We start from the raw sequence: 17,693 nt of genomic DNA, 5'->3' as shown, positions 1-17,693 counted from the left end.
TTACGTTAATTTTAAACTGAATAAGAGAGGTGTTTAAATGCTAGAGTTTGAAAAAAAGATTAGTGAACTTACAAAAAAAATAGAAGACTTAAAGACCTTTTCTAAAGAAAAAGAAGTTGATTTATCATTTGAAATAAATAGACTAGAAAAAAAACTTAAAGAATTTAAGAAAAAGGCTTATGCAAACTTGTCATCTGTAGATAAACTTACAATAGCAAGAATGTTAGAACGTCCAACGTCTTTTGATTATATTGAAAGAATTTTTGATTCATTTATAGAACTCCATGGAGATAGATATTTTAAAGATGATCCTTCTATTATAGGGGGAATTGCTAAGTTTAATGGAATGCCTGTTACTGTTATAGGACAACAAAAAGGAAGAAATATAAAAGAAAACATAAAAAGAAACTTTGGAATGCCTAGTCCAGAAGGATATAGAAAGGCATTAAGGTTAATGAAACAGGCAGAAAAATTTAAGAGACCTGTAATTTGTTTTGTAGATACTCCAGGAGCTTTTCCAGGAATAGGTGGAGAAGAAAGAGGTCAAGGAGAAGCTATTGCAAAAAATCTTATGGAAATGTCTAATTTAAGAACGCCTGTGATATCTATTGTTATAGGTGAAGGCGGAAGTGGAGGTGCTCTTGCACTATCTGTAAGTGATGAAATATGGATGCTTGAGAATTCTGTATACTCAGTTGTTTCACCAGAAGGTTGTGCAAGTATTTTATGGAAAGATGCCTCTCAAGTTAAAAAAGCAGCTGATGCTATGAAAATTACAGCTCAGGATTTAAAAGGTTATAAAATAATAGATAAAATTGTAAAAGAACCTGAAGGTGGAGCACATAAAGATATAGAACAGATGGCAAGCAATATAAAAACGGAATTATTAAAAATAGATTTTAATAAATTATTAGATAATATAGATCAAACTATTGAAAACAGATATCAAAAGTTTAGAAACATTGGAGAATTTATAGAATAAAAAAGTACCTATAGTCTAAACACTTTTTTCAAAGTGTCCATTCTATAGGTACCATTTTATTGCACTTTTTTTATTGTATTAGAAAGTCATAAGATTTTTATGCAGCAGCGTGTGTATGAACATATCTTTCGCTGTAGACTAATTTTAGTAGTATGGGTGTTATAAGAGTAGTAACAATAACTACAAGTATTATTGGAGGAAATAAGTTAGGGGATAAAAGACCTATAGAAGCACCTTTATTTGCAACAATAAGTGCAACTTCACCTCTTGAAACCATACCCACACCAATCTGAAGAGACTCTTCTTTAGTATAGCCGCATATTCTAGCCCCTAGACCACAACCTATTATTTTAGTTAATATAGATACAAATATCAATAATAAAGTAAATATAAGCATACTCAAACCACTATTTTGTAAAGTCATTTCTAGTCCGATACTTGCAAAAAATATTGGAGATAATAATAGAAAAGATATATTGTGGAATTTTTCTTCAATGTAATGTGAATGAGTTGTATTTGAAACAAAAACTCCTGCTATATAAGCACCTGTTATATCAGCTACACCAAAATACTCTTCTGCTATAAAAGCTAAAATTAAGCAAAAACTAAATGCGAATATTGCAAGTCTTTTTTTTTCACCATATTCTTTACTAATAATATTAAATAAATATTTAAATCCAATACCCATGATTATAGCCAATAAAAAGAAAACTGCTATTTTTAATAGTACTGTACTTATATGTACAGATGGATCAGTTGAACTAGTTATAATTGTCAAAATTATAATTCCTAGGATATCATCAAGAATTGCTGCACCTAATATAGCAGTTCCTGAATTAGTTTTTAATTTACCAAGCTCTTGAAGAGTTTCTACAGTAATACTTACAGAAGTAGCTGTTAAAATTACTCCAATAAATATATTTTCAAGAAAGCTTTTATTAGTAATATTTAAAGACGTATTACCTTTATTGAAAAAGCTTGCTATTATGAATCCGCCTATTAAAGGTAAGATAACTCCAATAAGTGCAATAACAAAAGAGGCTTTTCCACATTTTTTTAATTCTTTTAAGTCAGTTTCTAGACCGGCACCAAACATTAGAATAATTACTCCAAGTTCAGCCATTTGTTTAATAAAAGCTGTTCCATGAACTATATTAAGAACAGATGGTCCAATTATAATGCCAGCAAGAAGTGCTCCAACAACTTGAGGCATTTTAAGTTTACTAGCGAATAATCCTAATAATTTTGTGCTTAGTAAAATTATTGCTAAATCCAATAAAAAATGAGCTGAAGACATGATGAAAGTTCCCCCTTAAATGTATGATATTAAAAAAGCATAATATGATTTATAACACAACGTTAATAACATATTATACCATATTAGAAATTTGAAAACAATTATATAAAAAATTTGAAATAAATAGTTATAAAAAAGTATTGCATAAATATAAATTAAGCTGTATAATAATTATAAAAGAAATGTATAAATATAAAGTTGAATGTATAATAATACATGAGCGTAATTAAGGGGGAATATACATGTTTAAAAGTAAAAAAATAAAAGCGGTTATATGTGCAGTGGTTTTATGTATGAGTGTTGCATTTGTAGGATGTGGTCAAAAATCTGATAATGCAAAAGAAAATTTATCAAAAATTGATAAAATAAAAAAGGATGGTAAATTAGTATTAGGAACTTGTGCTGATTATCCGCCATATGAATTTCATAAAATGAATGATGGAAAAGATGAAATAATAGGGTTTGATATTGAAATAGCGAAAGAAATGGCAAAGGATCTTGGTGTTGAACTTGAAATTAAAGATATGGACTTTGATGGACTTATACCATCATTAAAAACAGCAAAAGTGGACATAATAATATCAGGAATGACGCCTACTCCAGAAAGAGCAAAAGAAGTTGATTTTTCAAAAATATATTATAAGGCTGTTCAAAATGTAATGATTAGGAATGAAGATAAAGAGGCATATAAGAGTTTAGAAGATTTAACTGGTAAGAAATTAGGAGCACAAACATCTTCAATTCAAGAAAAAATTGCTAAAGAACAAATAAAAGATTCTAACGTTACTTCATTAGGAAAAGTTACAGAATTAGTACTTTCTTTAAAAACTAAAAAAGTTGATGCTATAGTTGTTGAAGGACCAGTTGCACAAGCTTATGCAGAAAAAAATGATGATATAATGGTATCAGATATGCCTGTTGGAAATCCAGCTGATGGTTCAGCAATAGCTATTCAAAAGGGAAATGAAGATTTAGTTGAAGTAGTAAATAAGACTATAGATAGATTAGTATCAGAAAATAAAATAAATGAATTTGTAGCAAAAGCAAATGAATTAGCAGAATAATATAATTAGTTTAGTATAAAAGATAATGAGCATTTTGCCATTATCTTTTGTTAGGTTATTTGAAGGGATATATATTAATAGGAGGAAAATTAGATGGGTTTTTCAGATTTCTTATCTACATATTTTAATTTCTTTTTAAAGGGAGCAGGTATAACTGTTCTTATATCATTTTTTACAGTTATTTTAGGTGTAGTATTTGGGATACTTTTAGCGTTAATGAAATTGTCTAAAAACAAAATATTAAAAGGATTAGCTACAGCATATATAGAATTAATAAGAGGAACACCTTTATTAGTTCAGGTATACATAATTTTTTATGGATTGCCGACTGTTTTATTAAATTATGGAATGGAATTACCAAATATAAGTATACTTGGGATAGATTTTATAGCATTTGTATCGGTTATATTATCGTTAAGCATCAATAGTACAGCTTATGTAGCAGAAATTATAAGAGGTGGTATTGAATCAATAGATAAAGGTCAAATGGAAGCAGCTAGATCTCTTGGATTGCCTCATGGTGTATCTATGAAAGAGATAGTTATTCCGCAAGCATTGAAAAATATATTACCAGCATTAGGGAATGAATTCATTACAGTAATTAAGGAATCAGCAATTGTTTCTGTTGTTGGAATACAAGAGCTTATGTTTAATGCTAGAGTATCAGCAGGAGCTACATACAAAATATTTACACCATATCTTGTTGCAGCAGCAATGTATTTCGTATTGACATTTGGACTTTCAAAATTATTAGGTGTTGCTGAGAGGAGGATGAAAGCTAGTGATTAAAGTAACAAATTTACATAAAAAATTTGGAGATATACATGTGTTAAAAGGAGTAAATGCTCATATTAAAAAAGGTGAAGTTGTGGTTGTTATAGGGCCTTCAGGCTCAGGCAAAAGTACATTTTTAAGATGTCTTAATCGTTTAGAAGAACCAACCGATGGAGAAATAATATTTGAAGAACAATCAATAATGTCTAAAGCAAATGATATAAATAAATTAAGAGAAAAGATGGGTATGGTTTTCCAGCAATTTAATCTTTTTCCACATCTAAGTGTAATGCAAAATATAACTTTAGCACCTATGAGATTAAAGAAAATTTCAAAAGAAGAAGCAGATAAGATTGCATTGAATTTATTAGATAGAGTAGGTTTAAAGGATAAAGCTAATTCATATCCAAAACAGCTTTCAGGTGGACAAAAACAGAGAATAGCAATAGCAAGAGCTCTTGCTATGTCACCAGATGTTATGCTTTTTGATGAACCTACTTCTGCATTAGATCCAGAAATGGTTGGAGAAGTTTTAGAGGTTATGAAGGAGCTTGCAAAAGAAGGAATGACTATGGTTATTGTAACGCATGAAATGGGATTTGCAAAAGAAGTTGCGGATAGAGTTTTCTTTATGGATGAAGGAGTTATTTTAGAAGAAGGAATTCCAGAAGAGGTATTTGGCTCTCCTAAAAATGAAAGAACTAAAGATTTTTTAGGGAAAATTTTATAATATAGCTCAAAAGAGTATGTTTTATTTATAAATCAAACATTTAAAGTTAAAAGATAATAATGTTTTTATAAAGTATAGATTTTTATAATCTATACTTTAATTTATATAATAGCTTTATTTAAAAAATTTATATACTTAAAAGGTTTGTCCTCTGACATAAAATATGTATAAATTTTATATTATATAGTAACATCAATTATTTTAGAGGATAGTATGGTAAGTTTTGATACTGAAAATTTTACAAGAGATTTGAATTTACACTATAATAGACAAGCAGCTAAAAGATATGCAGAGAAATATGCATTAATTCCAAATACAAAAGAATATCCTTATTTTGAACAGGATGATTGTACTAATTTTGTGTCTCAGGTATTAAAAGCAGGTGGCATGCAAGAATTAGGGAAAAAATGGGATGCGTTTGAAGAATGGTTTTGTAATACTAAAAATTGTGATGATTTAACTCAAATTTCAATAACATGGAGAGTTGCTAGGTATTTTAGAAAGCATTGGGCAAATGAAAACGGTATAGGTGTAAATAGAGCTGCTATAACAGTTAAAATCACAGTACAGCAAGCTTTAAATAATTTTAATAGATTATATGTATTCCTAAAAGAAGGAGATATAATTCAATATGGAGATCCGAATAATAATTTACCATATCATACACAGATTATACATGATAAAGGATTTAATTGGATGATATATAGATACGATATATTTATGGCTCAGCATACTTCAAATAGCTTATATGTATCATTATATGGGTATTTAAGCAAATTTAACAATAAAGATACAACCTATATATATATTTATAAAATAAAAGATGATTAATTAGAATTTAATTATAAATAAAAGATATAAAACCTCATGCAAATGCATGAGGTTTTTGAATAATCCAGATTATAACTAAGCTATAATTTAGTAACATATCTTAAACTTCATTTTGAAATTTGAAAATCCATTTTAGTACGTTTTTTTAGAAATGAACCACCTTCTAAAATCAAATCTTTAATCCAAAGTGTATAGGTTTTTCCTTTATCATAATTATCTATAGGAAGAAGAGATATTGTATTAGGTGTTTTAGGGTCAGTATAATAAAGCATTGGAACTATTTCACCATATTTATCAGTAACATAAATATTCTTTTGTATTATTGTATTTATATTGATTGCTTTTGATGCAGTAATATCCCATATCTTATTAGAAGGAATACCTGTTTGCTTATCTTTTATAGTAAAAGTATCTTTAGAAAAATCTCCATAGAGTATCACTTTGTAAGGAATATTAGTTAATCTAGAGTTAGAACTCTTTATACGTATATAATAAGTTCCTCTAGCTAGACCTATAGATAAAGAATCACTAATATCGTCACTAAAAGATACCATAGATTTACGCTCGGTTCCTTCTTTACTAATAATACTTATTGTCCAATAAGTAGAGGAAGAATTTATACTTAATTCTTCATGAGTAAAACAAACTGTTAGTTGTCTATTATCAGTTAGTATAAACTTATAATAATCTAAATCATTAACTGATTGTAAAGTACCTGTATATTCTTTGTTTGCTACTATAGTATTTGAAGTGCTTATACTGTTATTAAATTCCTGTTCACAAAAATTAGTTTTCTTAAAGTGTAATGTGAAGTTATAAGGTATGTTAATGAATTTAAAAGGTTTTATACTAATGTAATAAGTACCTTTAGGAAGACCTACAGATAAGGAGTTTTTTATATCAGTTCCTTTAGAGACTAAAGAAGTGTATGTTTTTTTGTTTTCATCAACGATACTTACTCGCCAATATATACCATTATAACTATTTTCTAATTCTTCATGAGAAAATTCTAGATTTATATTACCATCAAAGGGTAAATTAAATTTATAGTAATCTATGTCACTTATATTTTGTAAAGTTCCAGTAATTTGTTTGTTTATGTTAATAAGGTTTGATGTGCTTAAGGTGTTATTAAATTCTTTTTCGAAAAAGTCACTTTGTGTGAATTTTAGTATAAAATTATAAGGAATACTAATAAAATTAACAGGTTTTATCCGTATATAATAAGAGCCTTTAGGAAGACCTATAGACATATAATTTTTAATGTCTATGCCCTCAGAACTTAAATTTGAATATTCTTTTCCATCTTCATTAATAATGTCTACTTTCCAACATGTAGAAGTATTATTTAATTCTTTATGAGTGAATTTGAAGCCTATTTCTCCGTCAAAAGATAAAGTGAATTTATAATAGTTAATATCATTTTTATCTTTTAGGCTGTCAGTATATTGTTTGTTTATATTAATAATATTTGCAGTACTTATAGTATTATTTGATTCTTTAGTAACAGCTTTGGTAAGAATAGTATTAAAACATTGAATTAAAAAAAATATGAATACAAACATAAAAGTTGTAATAAATGTTTTGGTTAACTTATTTCGTAATAAATGCAACTTGTTTACCTCCTTTTAGGAAAATAATAGATTATATTAAATATATTAACACATAAAATTGATAATACTCAACTGCATCAGTTTATAATATATAATTTAAATTTTATACTTTTAAATGTTAAAATATAATCTAAGAACAATGTTAAGATTATATTTAGCGGATAGTATAACTAAATTAATAAAGTGCATAAGGGGATTATTATGAAGGATATAGAAACTATTAAAATTTCTGTTAGAGGTTTAGTAGAGTTTGTACTACGCTCAGGGGATTTAGTATCTGAGTTTATGGGAAGTACTAGAAATGTAGATGCAATAAAAGCTCATCAGAAAATACAAAAATCTTCGCCTAAGGAATATAAGAGTGAAGTGACGCTTTCGCATTCTGTAGAAAAGAAAGGGATAAAATTAGAAATAAGTGGTCGTGCAGATGGAATAATAGAAAATGAAGATAAAATTACAATAGACGAAATAAAAACTACTACAATTCCTTTAGAATTGCTTGAAGAAGACTATAATGAGCTCCATTGGGCGCAGGCTAAATGTTATGCTTATATTTATTCTATACAGAATAAAATTGAAAATATAGATGTTCAACTTACTTATTATCAAATGGATACAAAAGGTATAAAAAGATTTGTTAAAACCTTTAATTTAAACGAATTGGAGATTTTTTTTGATAATGTAGCAGAAAAATACTTAGAGTGGGCAAGAATGTTAAATAATATATATAAACTGAGAGATGAATCTATTAAAGAGCTATCATTTCCTTTTTCAAGTTATAGAGAAGGACAGAGAAAATTAGCTGTTGCAGTATATAAAACAATAGAAGAGAGTAAAAAAATATTTGCACAGGCACCAACAGGGATTGGAAAAACTGCTGCTGTACTTTTTCCAAGCATAAAAGCAATGAGAGAAGGTCATGTATCAAAAATATTTTATTTAACAGCTAAAACTATAACGAGGACTGCTGCTGAAAAAACTTTGAAAAATATGCGTTTAAAGGGATTAAAATTAAAAAATGTTACAATTACAGCTAAAGATAAAATATGTTTTAACTCAGAAAAAGGGTGTAATGCAGAAGAGTGCAAATTTGCAAAAGGATATTTTGATAGAATAAATGAAGCTATTAAGGATATTTTTAAAGAAGAAGAATTTTCTAGAGGAATTATAGAAAAGTATGCACAAAAACATAAAATATGCCCTTTTGAGTTTTCATTGGAACTTGCAAATTATGCCGATTGTATAATTTGTGATTATAACTATGCTTTTGATCCTAGAGTGCATTTGAAAAGATTTTTTGCAGAGAACAATACAAATTCTGTTTTATTAGTTGATGAGGCACATAATCTTGTGGATAGAGCCAGGGAGATGTTTTCAGCAGAAATTAATAAAACAGAAGTGTTAAAATTGAAAAAGGAGACAAAAAACCAAGCAAAAGAACTCTCAAGTAAATTAAATAAAATTAATTCATATATGATTAAAACCCGTAAAAAATGTGAAATAGGTAATAATCAATATTTAGATAAAGAACCACCACATGAAATATTTCCTGTTATTATAGAATTTATATACTATGCAGAAAAATGGATGTTAGAAAATAAAAATAATGAATTCAGTTTTAAAGACCAGCTTATGGAGTTTTATTTTAAAGCTTTAGATTTTATAAGAACATCAGAGGGGTATGATGAAAGGTACATAACTTATGCAGAAAAAACTTATGATGATGTAAGATTGAAGTTATTTTGTTTAGATCCTTCTTATCTTTTGAAAGAAGCTATGAAGAGAGGTAAAGCAGCAATCTTGTTTTCTGCCACTCTAATGCCTATGAATTATTTTGTTGATATTTTAGGAGGAGATGAAAATTCTTATAGAGTTAGATTAAATTCACCTTTTGACAGAAAAAATTTATGTTTGATGGTAGATGATAAAATTTCTACAAAATATAAGATGAGAGAATTTACTTATGATAAAGTAGTAGAAGATATAGAGATTGTGGTTAAAGAGAAAACAGGAAACTATATTGTGTTTTTCCCATCTTATAAATATATGAATGAAGTTTATATGAGATTTTGTGATAAAAACCCAGAAATAAATACAATGTGTCAGGAAGTTGCTATGAAAGAAGAAGAAAGAGAGAATTTTTTACATAAGTTTTCGGAATGTAATACTGAAATTTTAGTAGGGTTTGCTGTTATGGGAGGAATTTTTTCAGAAGGTATTGATTTAACAGGAGATAGATTAATAGGAACTATAATTGTAGGGGTAGGGTTACCACAAATATGTTTAGAAAGAAATATTATAATGAATTATTTTAAAGAAAAAAATAATAAAGGATTTGAATATGCCTATACGTATCCAGGTATGAATAAAGTAATGCAATCAGCAGGTAGAGTTATTCGTACAGAGGAGGATAAAGGAGTGGTGTTACTTATAGATGAGAGGTTCACATATTTTTCTTATAAAAAGTTGTTTCCAAAGGAATGGAATTCAGTTATAAAGATTATTAATACAAAGCATATACGACAGAGTATAAATAATTTTTGGGAAAAGTTTAGAGTATAGAGCGATGTTCTGCGCTATACTTTAAACTTTTTAAACTTCATACGCTATATCTTTAATTACCACATCTAATTCTTCTGTCAGTTCCAAAATAGTATTTATTTTATTTTTATCCGTACTCTTTATTATTTTAAGTTTAGGACGTAATGGAAAATTAGGATATATATCTTCAACTAAAGCAATATCTCCAGTACTTAATTCTACTAAACTTCCTTTAGGATAAGGAATTACCGCAGAAGCAAAAGCCTTAACTATTTCGTAATCAAACTGAGTTTGAGCGCTACCTAAGATATATTCAACAGCTTCATTAGGACTTAGAGCTCTTCTATAGCATCTATCTGAAGTTAGAGCATCATATACATCGGCTACAGCAACTACCTTGGAGAGTTTACTTATACGATTACCTTTTCTACCTTCAGGATAACCACTTCCATCTACCTTTTCGTGATGCTGAAGCACTATAACTCTGGCTGGAGCAGGTATATTTATATTTCCGGTTAAGTACTTGTAACCTTTTGAAGTATGTTGTTTTATTAGTTCAAATTCTTCAGAATTTAAAGGACCTTCTTTATTTAAAATCTCTTTAGGTACCATAACTTTACCAATATCATGTAGTAAAGCGCCTATAGATAAATTGAGTAATTCTGATTTTTTTAACTGAAGCTGAATTCCAAGTATAAGAGAGAGTACAGCAACATTTACGCAGTGCTGATATGTATAATTATCCATACTTTTTATGTCAACTAAATTTATCATTATATTTTCTTGAAAAAGTATTTGTTCAAGTATTTCTTCTGCTATTTTATTTATAGAATTAAAATAGTCTTGTCTTTCCTTTAACATCTTATTGCTATAGCTAGTTGTATTAAGGTTAAACATATATTTATCGGTATTAGAGAAGCTTTCTTTTAAAACTTTAATAGATTTTTGACGTATTTCAGGTTTAATTATATCTTCAAGTTCAATAGTACTATATTCATCGTGTATATATATACTAAAAATGCCAATACTCTTAATTCTATTTAAAATAGTTTTATTAAGTTGTACACCTTCTCTTAATAAAATTCTTCCATCGCTATCAAAAATTGTTTTAGCCAGGAAACAACCTTCTTTAGCACATTCAATTGGTACAATTCTCATATTATATACTCCTCTACATTTAATGACAAAATAATTACTTAATATTAAGTATATAACATTTTATATGCTTGGTGTATTACTTTTAAGAAATATTTTCTAATAAATTATGAATAATATACAAAAATGATATATATTGACGAGCGAACATTTGTTCGATATAATTAAAACATAAATTAGAAATATAGTTTTTCTAAGTGGAGGTATATTTGATGAATAATAATAGTAATTTATTTATAAGGGTTAATTATTTTATTGATAGAAATAATCTAAAAGAAAAATCAACTAATAAAGCTTACATAAGAAAGACGGATAACAAGGGAAAAGCTAAGTATTTAATAGGTGGAGGATACTTTAATAAAAATGGAGGATCTTTCATTTTTAAAGCAAAGGATTTAAAAGAAGCAAATTTAATTGCTGAGAATAATATATTTGTCAAAAACAGATCGTATAAATATGAGCTTATTATTTTAGATGAAAAAATTCAAATTATACAAACTAAGAATATTGTAAAACAATATTCTTAGTTTGTGCTGCTATTTTTTGTTATAATAATGTATGTAAGTAAGTATTGAAAGAGGGGTAAATATGAAAGCGGAAATATTAGCAGTGGGCACAGAAATATTATTAGGAAATATAGTTAATACAAATGCACAGTATATAGCAAAACGGCTAGCTGATTTAGGAATAGATGTATATCATCAATCAGTGATTGGTGATAATCCTGAAAGATTAAAGGAAGCTTATAAGCTTGCTTTTAATAGAGCAGATTTGGTAATTACAACTGGAGGGCTTGGACCTACAAAAGATGATTTAACAAAAGAAATAGCTTTTGAGTATTTTCAGATGGAATCTGTTTTATATGAAGATATACTAGAAAAAATTGAAGAATATTTTAATAAGATGAATAGAAAAATGGTTCAAAGTAATAAAAAGCAAGCCTATTTTCCCAAAGAAGCACATATATTACCTAACGATAAAGGAACCGCGCCAGGGTGCATAATAGAAAAGGATAACAAGATTTTAATAGTGTTGCCAGGGCCACCAAAGGAAATGAAACCTATGTTTGAAAAAAGCGTTATCCCATATTTAAGTAAATATCAAGATGGTATATTATTTTCTAAGATACTTAGAGTTATTGGAATAGGAGAAAGTGCTGCTTCAGAGCAAATAGGAGATATTATAGATAATTCATATAATCCAACAGTAGCACCTTATGCAAAGGAAAACGAAGTTATATTTAGAATTACAGCAAAAGCAAAAACACAAAAAGAAGCAGAAGATTTAATTGTACCTGTTGAAAATCAAATAAGGGAAAAAATTGGTATTGCAGTATATGGGGAAGGAGAAACCTCTATTGAAGAAGTAATTGGAAATATTCTTGTAAACAATAAATTAACTATAGCTACGGCTGAATCATGCACAGGTGGTCTTTTAGCAGGAAAAATAATAAATTATCCAGGAATTTCAGAGGTTTTTAAAGAAGGTATTATTACATATTCAAATGAAGCAAAAATGAAAAGATTAAATGTAAAAAAAGAGACTCTTGATAAATATGGAGCTGTAAGCAGTCAAACAGCTGCGGAAATGGCAGAAGGAATTGCAAAAACAGCAAATACTGATATTGGAATTTCAACAACAGGGATTGCAGGACCAGGTGGTGGAAGTAGTGAAAAACCAATTGGGCTTGTATATGTAGGATTATATATAAAAGGAAAAATGAAAACAAAAGAATTACGCTTGGTAGGAGACAGACAGAGAGTAAGAAATAGCACTGTAATTAGAGTATTAGAATGGCTTAGAAGAGAAATACTAAAAGGAGTTCTAAAGGAATAGTATAAAAAAATATTTTATACTAAGTAAGTATATATTTTTGATAAAGCTATGGAAAATATGCTTCAAAAAACAAATCTTTCTCTGCCTAAAAGTGCAGAAATTTATAATATATCTAAAAATTATTATGGATATTCATAAGCGTAAAGAGTTGATTTTAGATAGAATGGTTGGCAAAATTTGTATAAGATATATTAGTAATAATAAAGGGGATTTAAAATATGAATACTGTAATTATTGTAGATTCAAGTTGTGATTTACCATTAGAATTTATTGAAAATAACGATATACCGTCATTAGGGCTTATATGTCATTTAGATGAAGAAGAATACATAGATGATTTTGGTAAAACATTAACTTATGAATATTTCTATAAAAAGATAAGAGAAGGTTCTATGCCTACTACATCACAAATAAATGTATACAGATTTCAGGAGTTGTTTGAGAAATATGTAAAACAAGAAAAAGCTATAATTTATTTAGCTATGTCTTCAAAAATGAGTGGATGCTTTAGCAGTGCTAATATAGCGAAACAGTTAGTTGAAGAAGAATTTCAGAATGCGGATATAACGGTAATAGATACTAAAAGTGCATGTATAGGAGAAGGTCTTATTGTTTATAATGTATATAATATGTTAAAAAATGGAGCATCAAAAGAAGAAATAGTTAATTGGGTAGAAGAAAATAAGTTTAATGTACATCATTGGTTTATTGTAGAAGATTTAATTCATTTAAAAAAAGGAGGAAGACTTTCAGCTGTAAAAGCTAACATAGGGACATTACTTAAAATTAAACCTGTGATATATATTGATAAAGAGGGTGGACTTAAAAATGTAAATAATATAAGAGGCAGAAAAAAAGCCCTTAAATCCCTTATAGATAAATTTGAAGAAAATATGATAGATGATGAAAATCAGGTTATTGGAATAAGTCATGGAGATTGTATTAAAGATGCATTATATTTAAAAGAAATGGTACAGGAAAGATTTAAGGTTAAAGAAATTATAATTAATCATGTAGGACCTGTAATTGCATCTCATACTGGAGTAGGAATGCTTTCATTATGCTTCATTGGTAAAGAAAGAGTAATGTAGTTAGCGTATAGACTATAATGGATGTTAAAAAGGTTTAGTAATAATAATTAAAGATTATTACTAAACCTTTTTTATTTTGAACAATCATCAAATTTGTATCAAAGAAAAGAATATATTTTGCTGTTGACAGTGTATACAAAAGATGGTAGTATGATTACTGTGTTTACAATAAAAACAAATGTATACCACATAGAAACAGATGGGGCGAATAATGTGAAGTGAAATTATGTAAAAATTTTTAGTTATACTATTTTGTTTTTACCAAATAAAAAGGGGGCTTTAAAATAATGAAAAAGGTTGGACTTTTACCTAGATTGATTATAGGTATAGTTTTAGGTATTATAATTGGAATGGTATCAAAATCTACAGAAATATATTTTGTTTCTAGAATATTTATTACTTTTTCTAGTATATTTGGAAATTTGTTAAGTTTTATTATTCCATGTATAATAGTAGGATTTGTTGCACCAGGAATAGCTGATTTAGGAAAAGGATCGGGTAAATTATTGGGGATAACAGCAGCATTTGCATATGTATCTGCGGTAGCAGCAGGTACTTTAGCATATATGTTTGGAGCATCAATACTTCCTAAAGTAATAAAAGCTGGAGAATTAGCTGAAAAATCTGCGGTTAATTTAGAACCATATTTTACAATTACTATACCGCCAATTATGGGTGTTATGACAGCTCTTGTTGCAGCATTTATGTTAGGACTTGGAATGGCTCATATTAAAGGAAAGACTTTATTAGGTGCAATGAAGGATTTTCAAAGAATTGTAACACTTGTAGTAAAAAATGTAATTATACCTTGTGTGCCAATACATATAACAGGTATATTTGTAAAATTAACAGTTGCAGGAGAGATATTTAAAACATTAAAGGCATTCTCATCTGTATATGCTATTATTTTAGTGCTTCATATCGGTTATTTAGTAGTTCAATATGGAATATCATGGATTGTGAGTGGTAAGAATCCAATTAAGTCTATAAGAAATATGATTCCAGCATATTTCACAGCACTTGGGACACAATCGTCAGCCGCAACTATTCCAGTAACATTACAATGTGCTAGAAAAAATGAAGTAGATGATGATATTGTTGATTTTGTTATTCCATTATGTGCAACAATACATCTTGCTGGAGATACAATTACTATAGTACTAGCATCTATGGGAGTTATGTTGATAAGTGGACAAACTCCTACATTTGGAGCTATGTTTCCATTTATACTTATGTTGGGAGTAACTATGGTAGCTGCACCGGGAATACCGGGTGGCGGCATAATGGCATCGCTCGGACTTCTTCAAGATATGCTATTATTTAATCCAGCACAGCAGGGACTAATGATAGCACTACATGCAGCACAAGATAGTTTTGGAACAGCGACAAATGTAACAGGAGATGGAGCTATAGCAATAATAATGAATGTAATTTCAAAGAAGCGTAAAATTGTTCAAGAAGCTCAGGTAGTAAAAGAATTTCCTAAAACAACTTTTTAATAATGTGAATAAAACCATATATGATTATATTCAATCATATATGGTTTTTAGTTTTAAAAAAACCTTATGTAAAAAACATAAGGAGTTTAAGGTTACAATAACTCTTAAATAAGTTTTCTAAGTATTATACTAAAACAGTAATTAATAAAAATAGTATAGTTAGTGCTTCAAATAAATTTAATTTATTTTTTAAGCTTTGCATATCATATGATAAATTTTTTCTTCCAATGTTAATATCTTTTATAAGCATATTACCACCCCTTAAAGGAAACTATTTCTATAATATATTTTACAGTTTATAACTTTTAATAAAGTAACAAAACAGTTACAATTTATTATTAAATATAGTTACAATAACAGTATTTTAAATTTTGAACTAAAAAATGATGCTGCAAATTAATTGCAGCATCATTTTTTATACCTCATTAGGCGGAGTGAAGGATCTTTGAGCAAATTCTTTATCTAACATATAAAGGACATTACTATCATCCTTAATTCTTTCTAATTTTTTAATAATGGAACTAAATGTAGATTCTTCTTCAACTTGTTCATCAATATACCATTTTAACATACTTATAGTTGCATGTTCTCTTTCTTCCATAGCTATATCTGATAAAAAATATATTCTGCTAGTAACAAATTTTTCATGTTCATATGCTGACTTAAAAACATCTAAAATAGTAGGGTATTCATTTTGAGGTATATCTAGACCATCGAGTTTTACAGTACCATCCATTTCATTTACGTAATCAAAGAGTTTCATTGCATGAAATTTTTCCTCTTCTGCTTGAACTTTAAAAAAATTAGTAAATCCATCTAAATCTTGTGAAGCACAGTATGCTGCCATGGCAAGGTAAAGATGTGCAGAATATAATTCATAGTTTATCTGTTTATTTAATTCTTCAAAAAGTTTTTGACTTATCATTGTTATCCTCCTGTTACTTATGTTATTTTATTAAAAAGATGTTATAGGTTGATTTTAGAATTTAAGGAAGTAATTTATTAAAATTTATCATTCCTGAACCTTGAATTCCTCTAGGGATTTGTAAAATATCACAAGATATATTTAATAATGAAAGTATATCTTTATATGTTAAATCTGGATTGTTTTCATACAGCAAAGCGCAAAGACCACTTATATAAGCAGTTGCGCAAGATGTTCCACTATAACATGTATAAGGTGTTTCAATAGGATGAGGATATAATTTATGACCATTTCTTTCCGATATATAAGATAAATCAGAATTTAGAGAACAAATATCTACACAAGCAGCCGATAAATTTGGTTTTTTTAGTTTTCCACAAGGTCCAAAAGAAGAACCTGTATAGGCCTTTTTATTAGATGTTGTATCTATTCCTCCTATTGTTATACAGTTTTTCAATAATGAAATTCCACGCATAGAATTTTCTACATTACTATTATGTCCACTAGGTACTAATATAATCATGTTTTTTTCTATAGCTTTTTCAAATAAATTTGAGAATAAAGTTAATGTATGTTCATCATAGTCAACGGTTTCAAAGGGAAGACAAAGTATCTTAATATTATATTTTTTACTTTCATTTATTAAAATTTCTATAGCTGATAAAATATCAGATATATATCCTCTACCTAAGTGGTTGAAAGCTTTAATCATATAAATATTACTATTCTCAGCTATACCTTTATATAATCCTTCAGAACAATATCCGCTTGAACAGATAAGTCCACTTATAAATGTACCATGACCATTATCGTCATAGGAATAAGATAAGTTATTTACAATATCTAGAAAATTAGAAATTTTGTTAAAAGGTTTTTTTAAATCAGGATGAGGATATACACCTGTATCTACGATACCAATACATATACCTTTACCAGTTAATTTATATTTACTACTAAAGGTTATTCCATTAGCTTTTTCTATACTCTTTCCACATAATAAGGCATAGTTATCAAAGGTAATATAATCTACTTCTGGATATTCTATTATTCTTTCTATTATATTTGGTGAAAGATTAGATGATATACAACCTATAGATGGTATTGAACGTATAATTTGGCATCCGTAAGAGTTTAATTTTTTTTCTATTTTATTTTGAAGAGACTTACAGTGAACTATTACTCTATAATTTTTATATAATTTGTTTTTTATACAGTTTTTTAAATTAATATCTAGTTTGGATTTTAAAGAAAACATTGATATCCTCCTAATACAATGCTCTATTATATAATATAGTAGTAATGGTAAAGAAATGTTAATATATACTTATGATTTTAAATTTTATATGTTAGGTGGG

At 27.9% G+C, this 17,693-nt stretch carries 16 protein-coding genes; 10 read left to right on the top strand and 6 right to left on the bottom strand.

Translation table 11 applies throughout. The features are described from left to right. Positions 1-37 precede the first annotated feature (37 nt). The gene (locus OW763_RS13090) at positions 38-982 is read left to right on the top strand and encodes an acetyl-CoA carboxylase carboxyltransferase subunit alpha (RefSeq protein WP_268041597.1); all 945 of its coding nucleotides are present in this window, start codon (positions 38-40) and stop codon (positions 980-982) included. Between the two features lie 97 nt (positions 983-1,079). Here OW763_RS13090 and OW763_RS13085 read toward each other — a convergent pair whose 3' ends face one another. Next, entirely contained in the window at positions 1,080-2,279 is a 1,200-nt protein-coding gene (locus OW763_RS13085) for a cation:proton antiporter (RefSeq protein ID WP_268041596.1), read from the bottom strand. Positions 2,280-2,521: 242 nt separating this feature from the next. Between OW763_RS13085 and OW763_RS13080 the strand changes: the two genes are divergently transcribed. The 4 genes from OW763_RS13080 to OW763_RS13065 all read left to right on the top strand — a co-directional run bounded on the left by OW763_RS13080 (position 2,522) and on the right by OW763_RS13065 (position 5,678). Next, entirely contained in the window at positions 2,522-3,343 is an 822-nt protein-coding gene (locus OW763_RS13080) for a transporter substrate-binding domain-containing protein (RefSeq protein WP_268041595.1), read from the top strand. Positions 3,344-3,436: 93 nt separating this feature from the next. After that, entirely contained in the window at positions 3,437-4,132 is a 696-nt protein-coding gene (locus tag OW763_RS13075) for an amino acid ABC transporter permease (RefSeq protein WP_268041594.1), read from the top strand. Further along, complete coding sequence (locus tag OW763_RS13070; RefSeq protein WP_268041593.1) at positions 4,125-4,847, top strand: amino acid ABC transporter ATP-binding protein; 723 nt, start codon at positions 4,125-4,127, stop codon at positions 4,845-4,847. Before OW763_RS13075 ends, OW763_RS13070 begins: the two co-directional genes overlap by 8 nt. 213 nt (positions 4,848-5,060) lie before the next feature. Then, entirely contained in the window at positions 5,061-5,678 is a 618-nt protein-coding gene (locus OW763_RS13065; protein ID WP_268041592.1) for an amidase domain-containing protein, read from the top strand. A gap of 107 nt (positions 5,679-5,785) precedes the next feature. Here OW763_RS13065 and OW763_RS13060 read toward each other — a convergent pair whose 3' ends face one another. Continuing rightward, positions 5,786-7,291, bottom strand: coding sequence for a hypothetical protein (locus tag OW763_RS13060; protein WP_268041591.1), 1,506 nt, complete (start codon positions 7,289-7,291; stop codon positions 5,786-5,788). 201 nt (positions 7,292-7,492) lie between these two features. On the opposite strand from OW763_RS13060, the gene OW763_RS13055 reads away from it, so the two are divergent. Then, positions 7,493-9,853: an ATP-dependent DNA helicase gene (locus OW763_RS13055; RefSeq protein WP_268041590.1), complete on the top strand. Its 2,361-nt coding sequence runs from the start codon at positions 7,493-7,495 to the stop codon at positions 9,851-9,853. A 30-nt stretch (positions 9,854-9,883) separates the two neighbouring features. Here OW763_RS13055 and OW763_RS13050 read toward each other — a convergent pair whose 3' ends face one another. Beyond that, positions 9,884-10,990 (bottom strand): HD-GYP domain-containing protein, encoded by a 1,107-nt coding sequence (locus OW763_RS13050; RefSeq protein ID WP_268041589.1) that lies wholly within the window; start codon positions 10,988-10,990, stop codon positions 9,884-9,886. 209 nt (positions 10,991-11,199) lie between these two features. Here OW763_RS13050 and OW763_RS13045 point away from each other — a divergent pair, with 209 nt between their 5' ends. The 4 genes from OW763_RS13045 (at position 11,200) to OW763_RS13030 (ending at position 15,413) form a co-directional block, all read left to right on the top strand. Further along, positions 11,200-11,514, top strand: coding sequence for a hypothetical protein (locus OW763_RS13045; protein ID WP_268041588.1), 315 nt, complete (start codon positions 11,200-11,202; stop codon positions 11,512-11,514). Between the two features lie 61 nt (positions 11,515-11,575). After that, a complete protein-coding gene (locus tag OW763_RS13040) occupies positions 11,576-12,823 on the top strand; it encodes a competence/damage-inducible protein A (RefSeq protein ID WP_268041587.1) in 1,248 nt (415 codons plus the stop codon). A gap of 218 nt (positions 12,824-13,041) precedes the next feature. Then, positions 13,042-13,914 carry a DegV family protein gene (locus OW763_RS13035; RefSeq protein WP_268041586.1) on the top strand — a complete coding sequence of 291 codons (873 nt, stop codon included), beginning with the start codon at positions 13,042-13,044 and terminating at the stop codon, positions 13,912-13,914. Positions 13,915-14,201: 287 nt separating this feature from the next. Then, positions 14,202-15,413, top strand: a complete 1,212-nt coding sequence (locus tag OW763_RS13030) for a dicarboxylate/amino acid:cation symporter (protein ID WP_268041585.1) — start codon at positions 14,202-14,204, stop codon at positions 15,411-15,413. 124 nt (positions 15,414-15,537) lie between these two features. Here the strand turns inward: OW763_RS13030 and OW763_RS13025 are convergent, their stop codons facing one another. The 3 genes from OW763_RS13025 to OW763_RS13015 form a co-directional block, all read right to left on the bottom strand. Next, on the bottom strand, positions 15,538-15,663 hold the full coding sequence (locus OW763_RS13025) for a hypothetical protein (protein WP_268041584.1): 126 nt from the start codon (positions 15,661-15,663) through the stop codon (positions 15,538-15,540). 165 nt (positions 15,664-15,828) lie between these two features. Beyond that, a complete protein-coding gene (locus OW763_RS13020) occupies positions 15,829-16,338 on the bottom strand; it encodes a ferritin (protein WP_268041583.1) in 510 nt (169 codons plus the stop codon). Positions 16,339-16,399: 61 nt separating this feature from the next. Next, positions 16,400-17,593 (bottom strand): S8 family serine peptidase, encoded by a 1,194-nt coding sequence (locus OW763_RS13015; protein ID WP_268041582.1) that lies wholly within the window; start codon positions 17,591-17,593, stop codon positions 16,400-16,402. Positions 17,594-17,693: the final 100 nt, after the last annotated feature.

This window comes from Clostridium aestuarii, assembly GCF_026735135.1.
Taxonomy (GTDB): Bacteria; Bacillota; Clostridia; order Clostridiales; family Clostridiaceae; genus Clostridium_H; species Clostridium_H aestuarii.
Note: the sequence above shows the minus strand (reverse complement) of the source record. Positions and strands in the feature narration are given on the sequence as shown.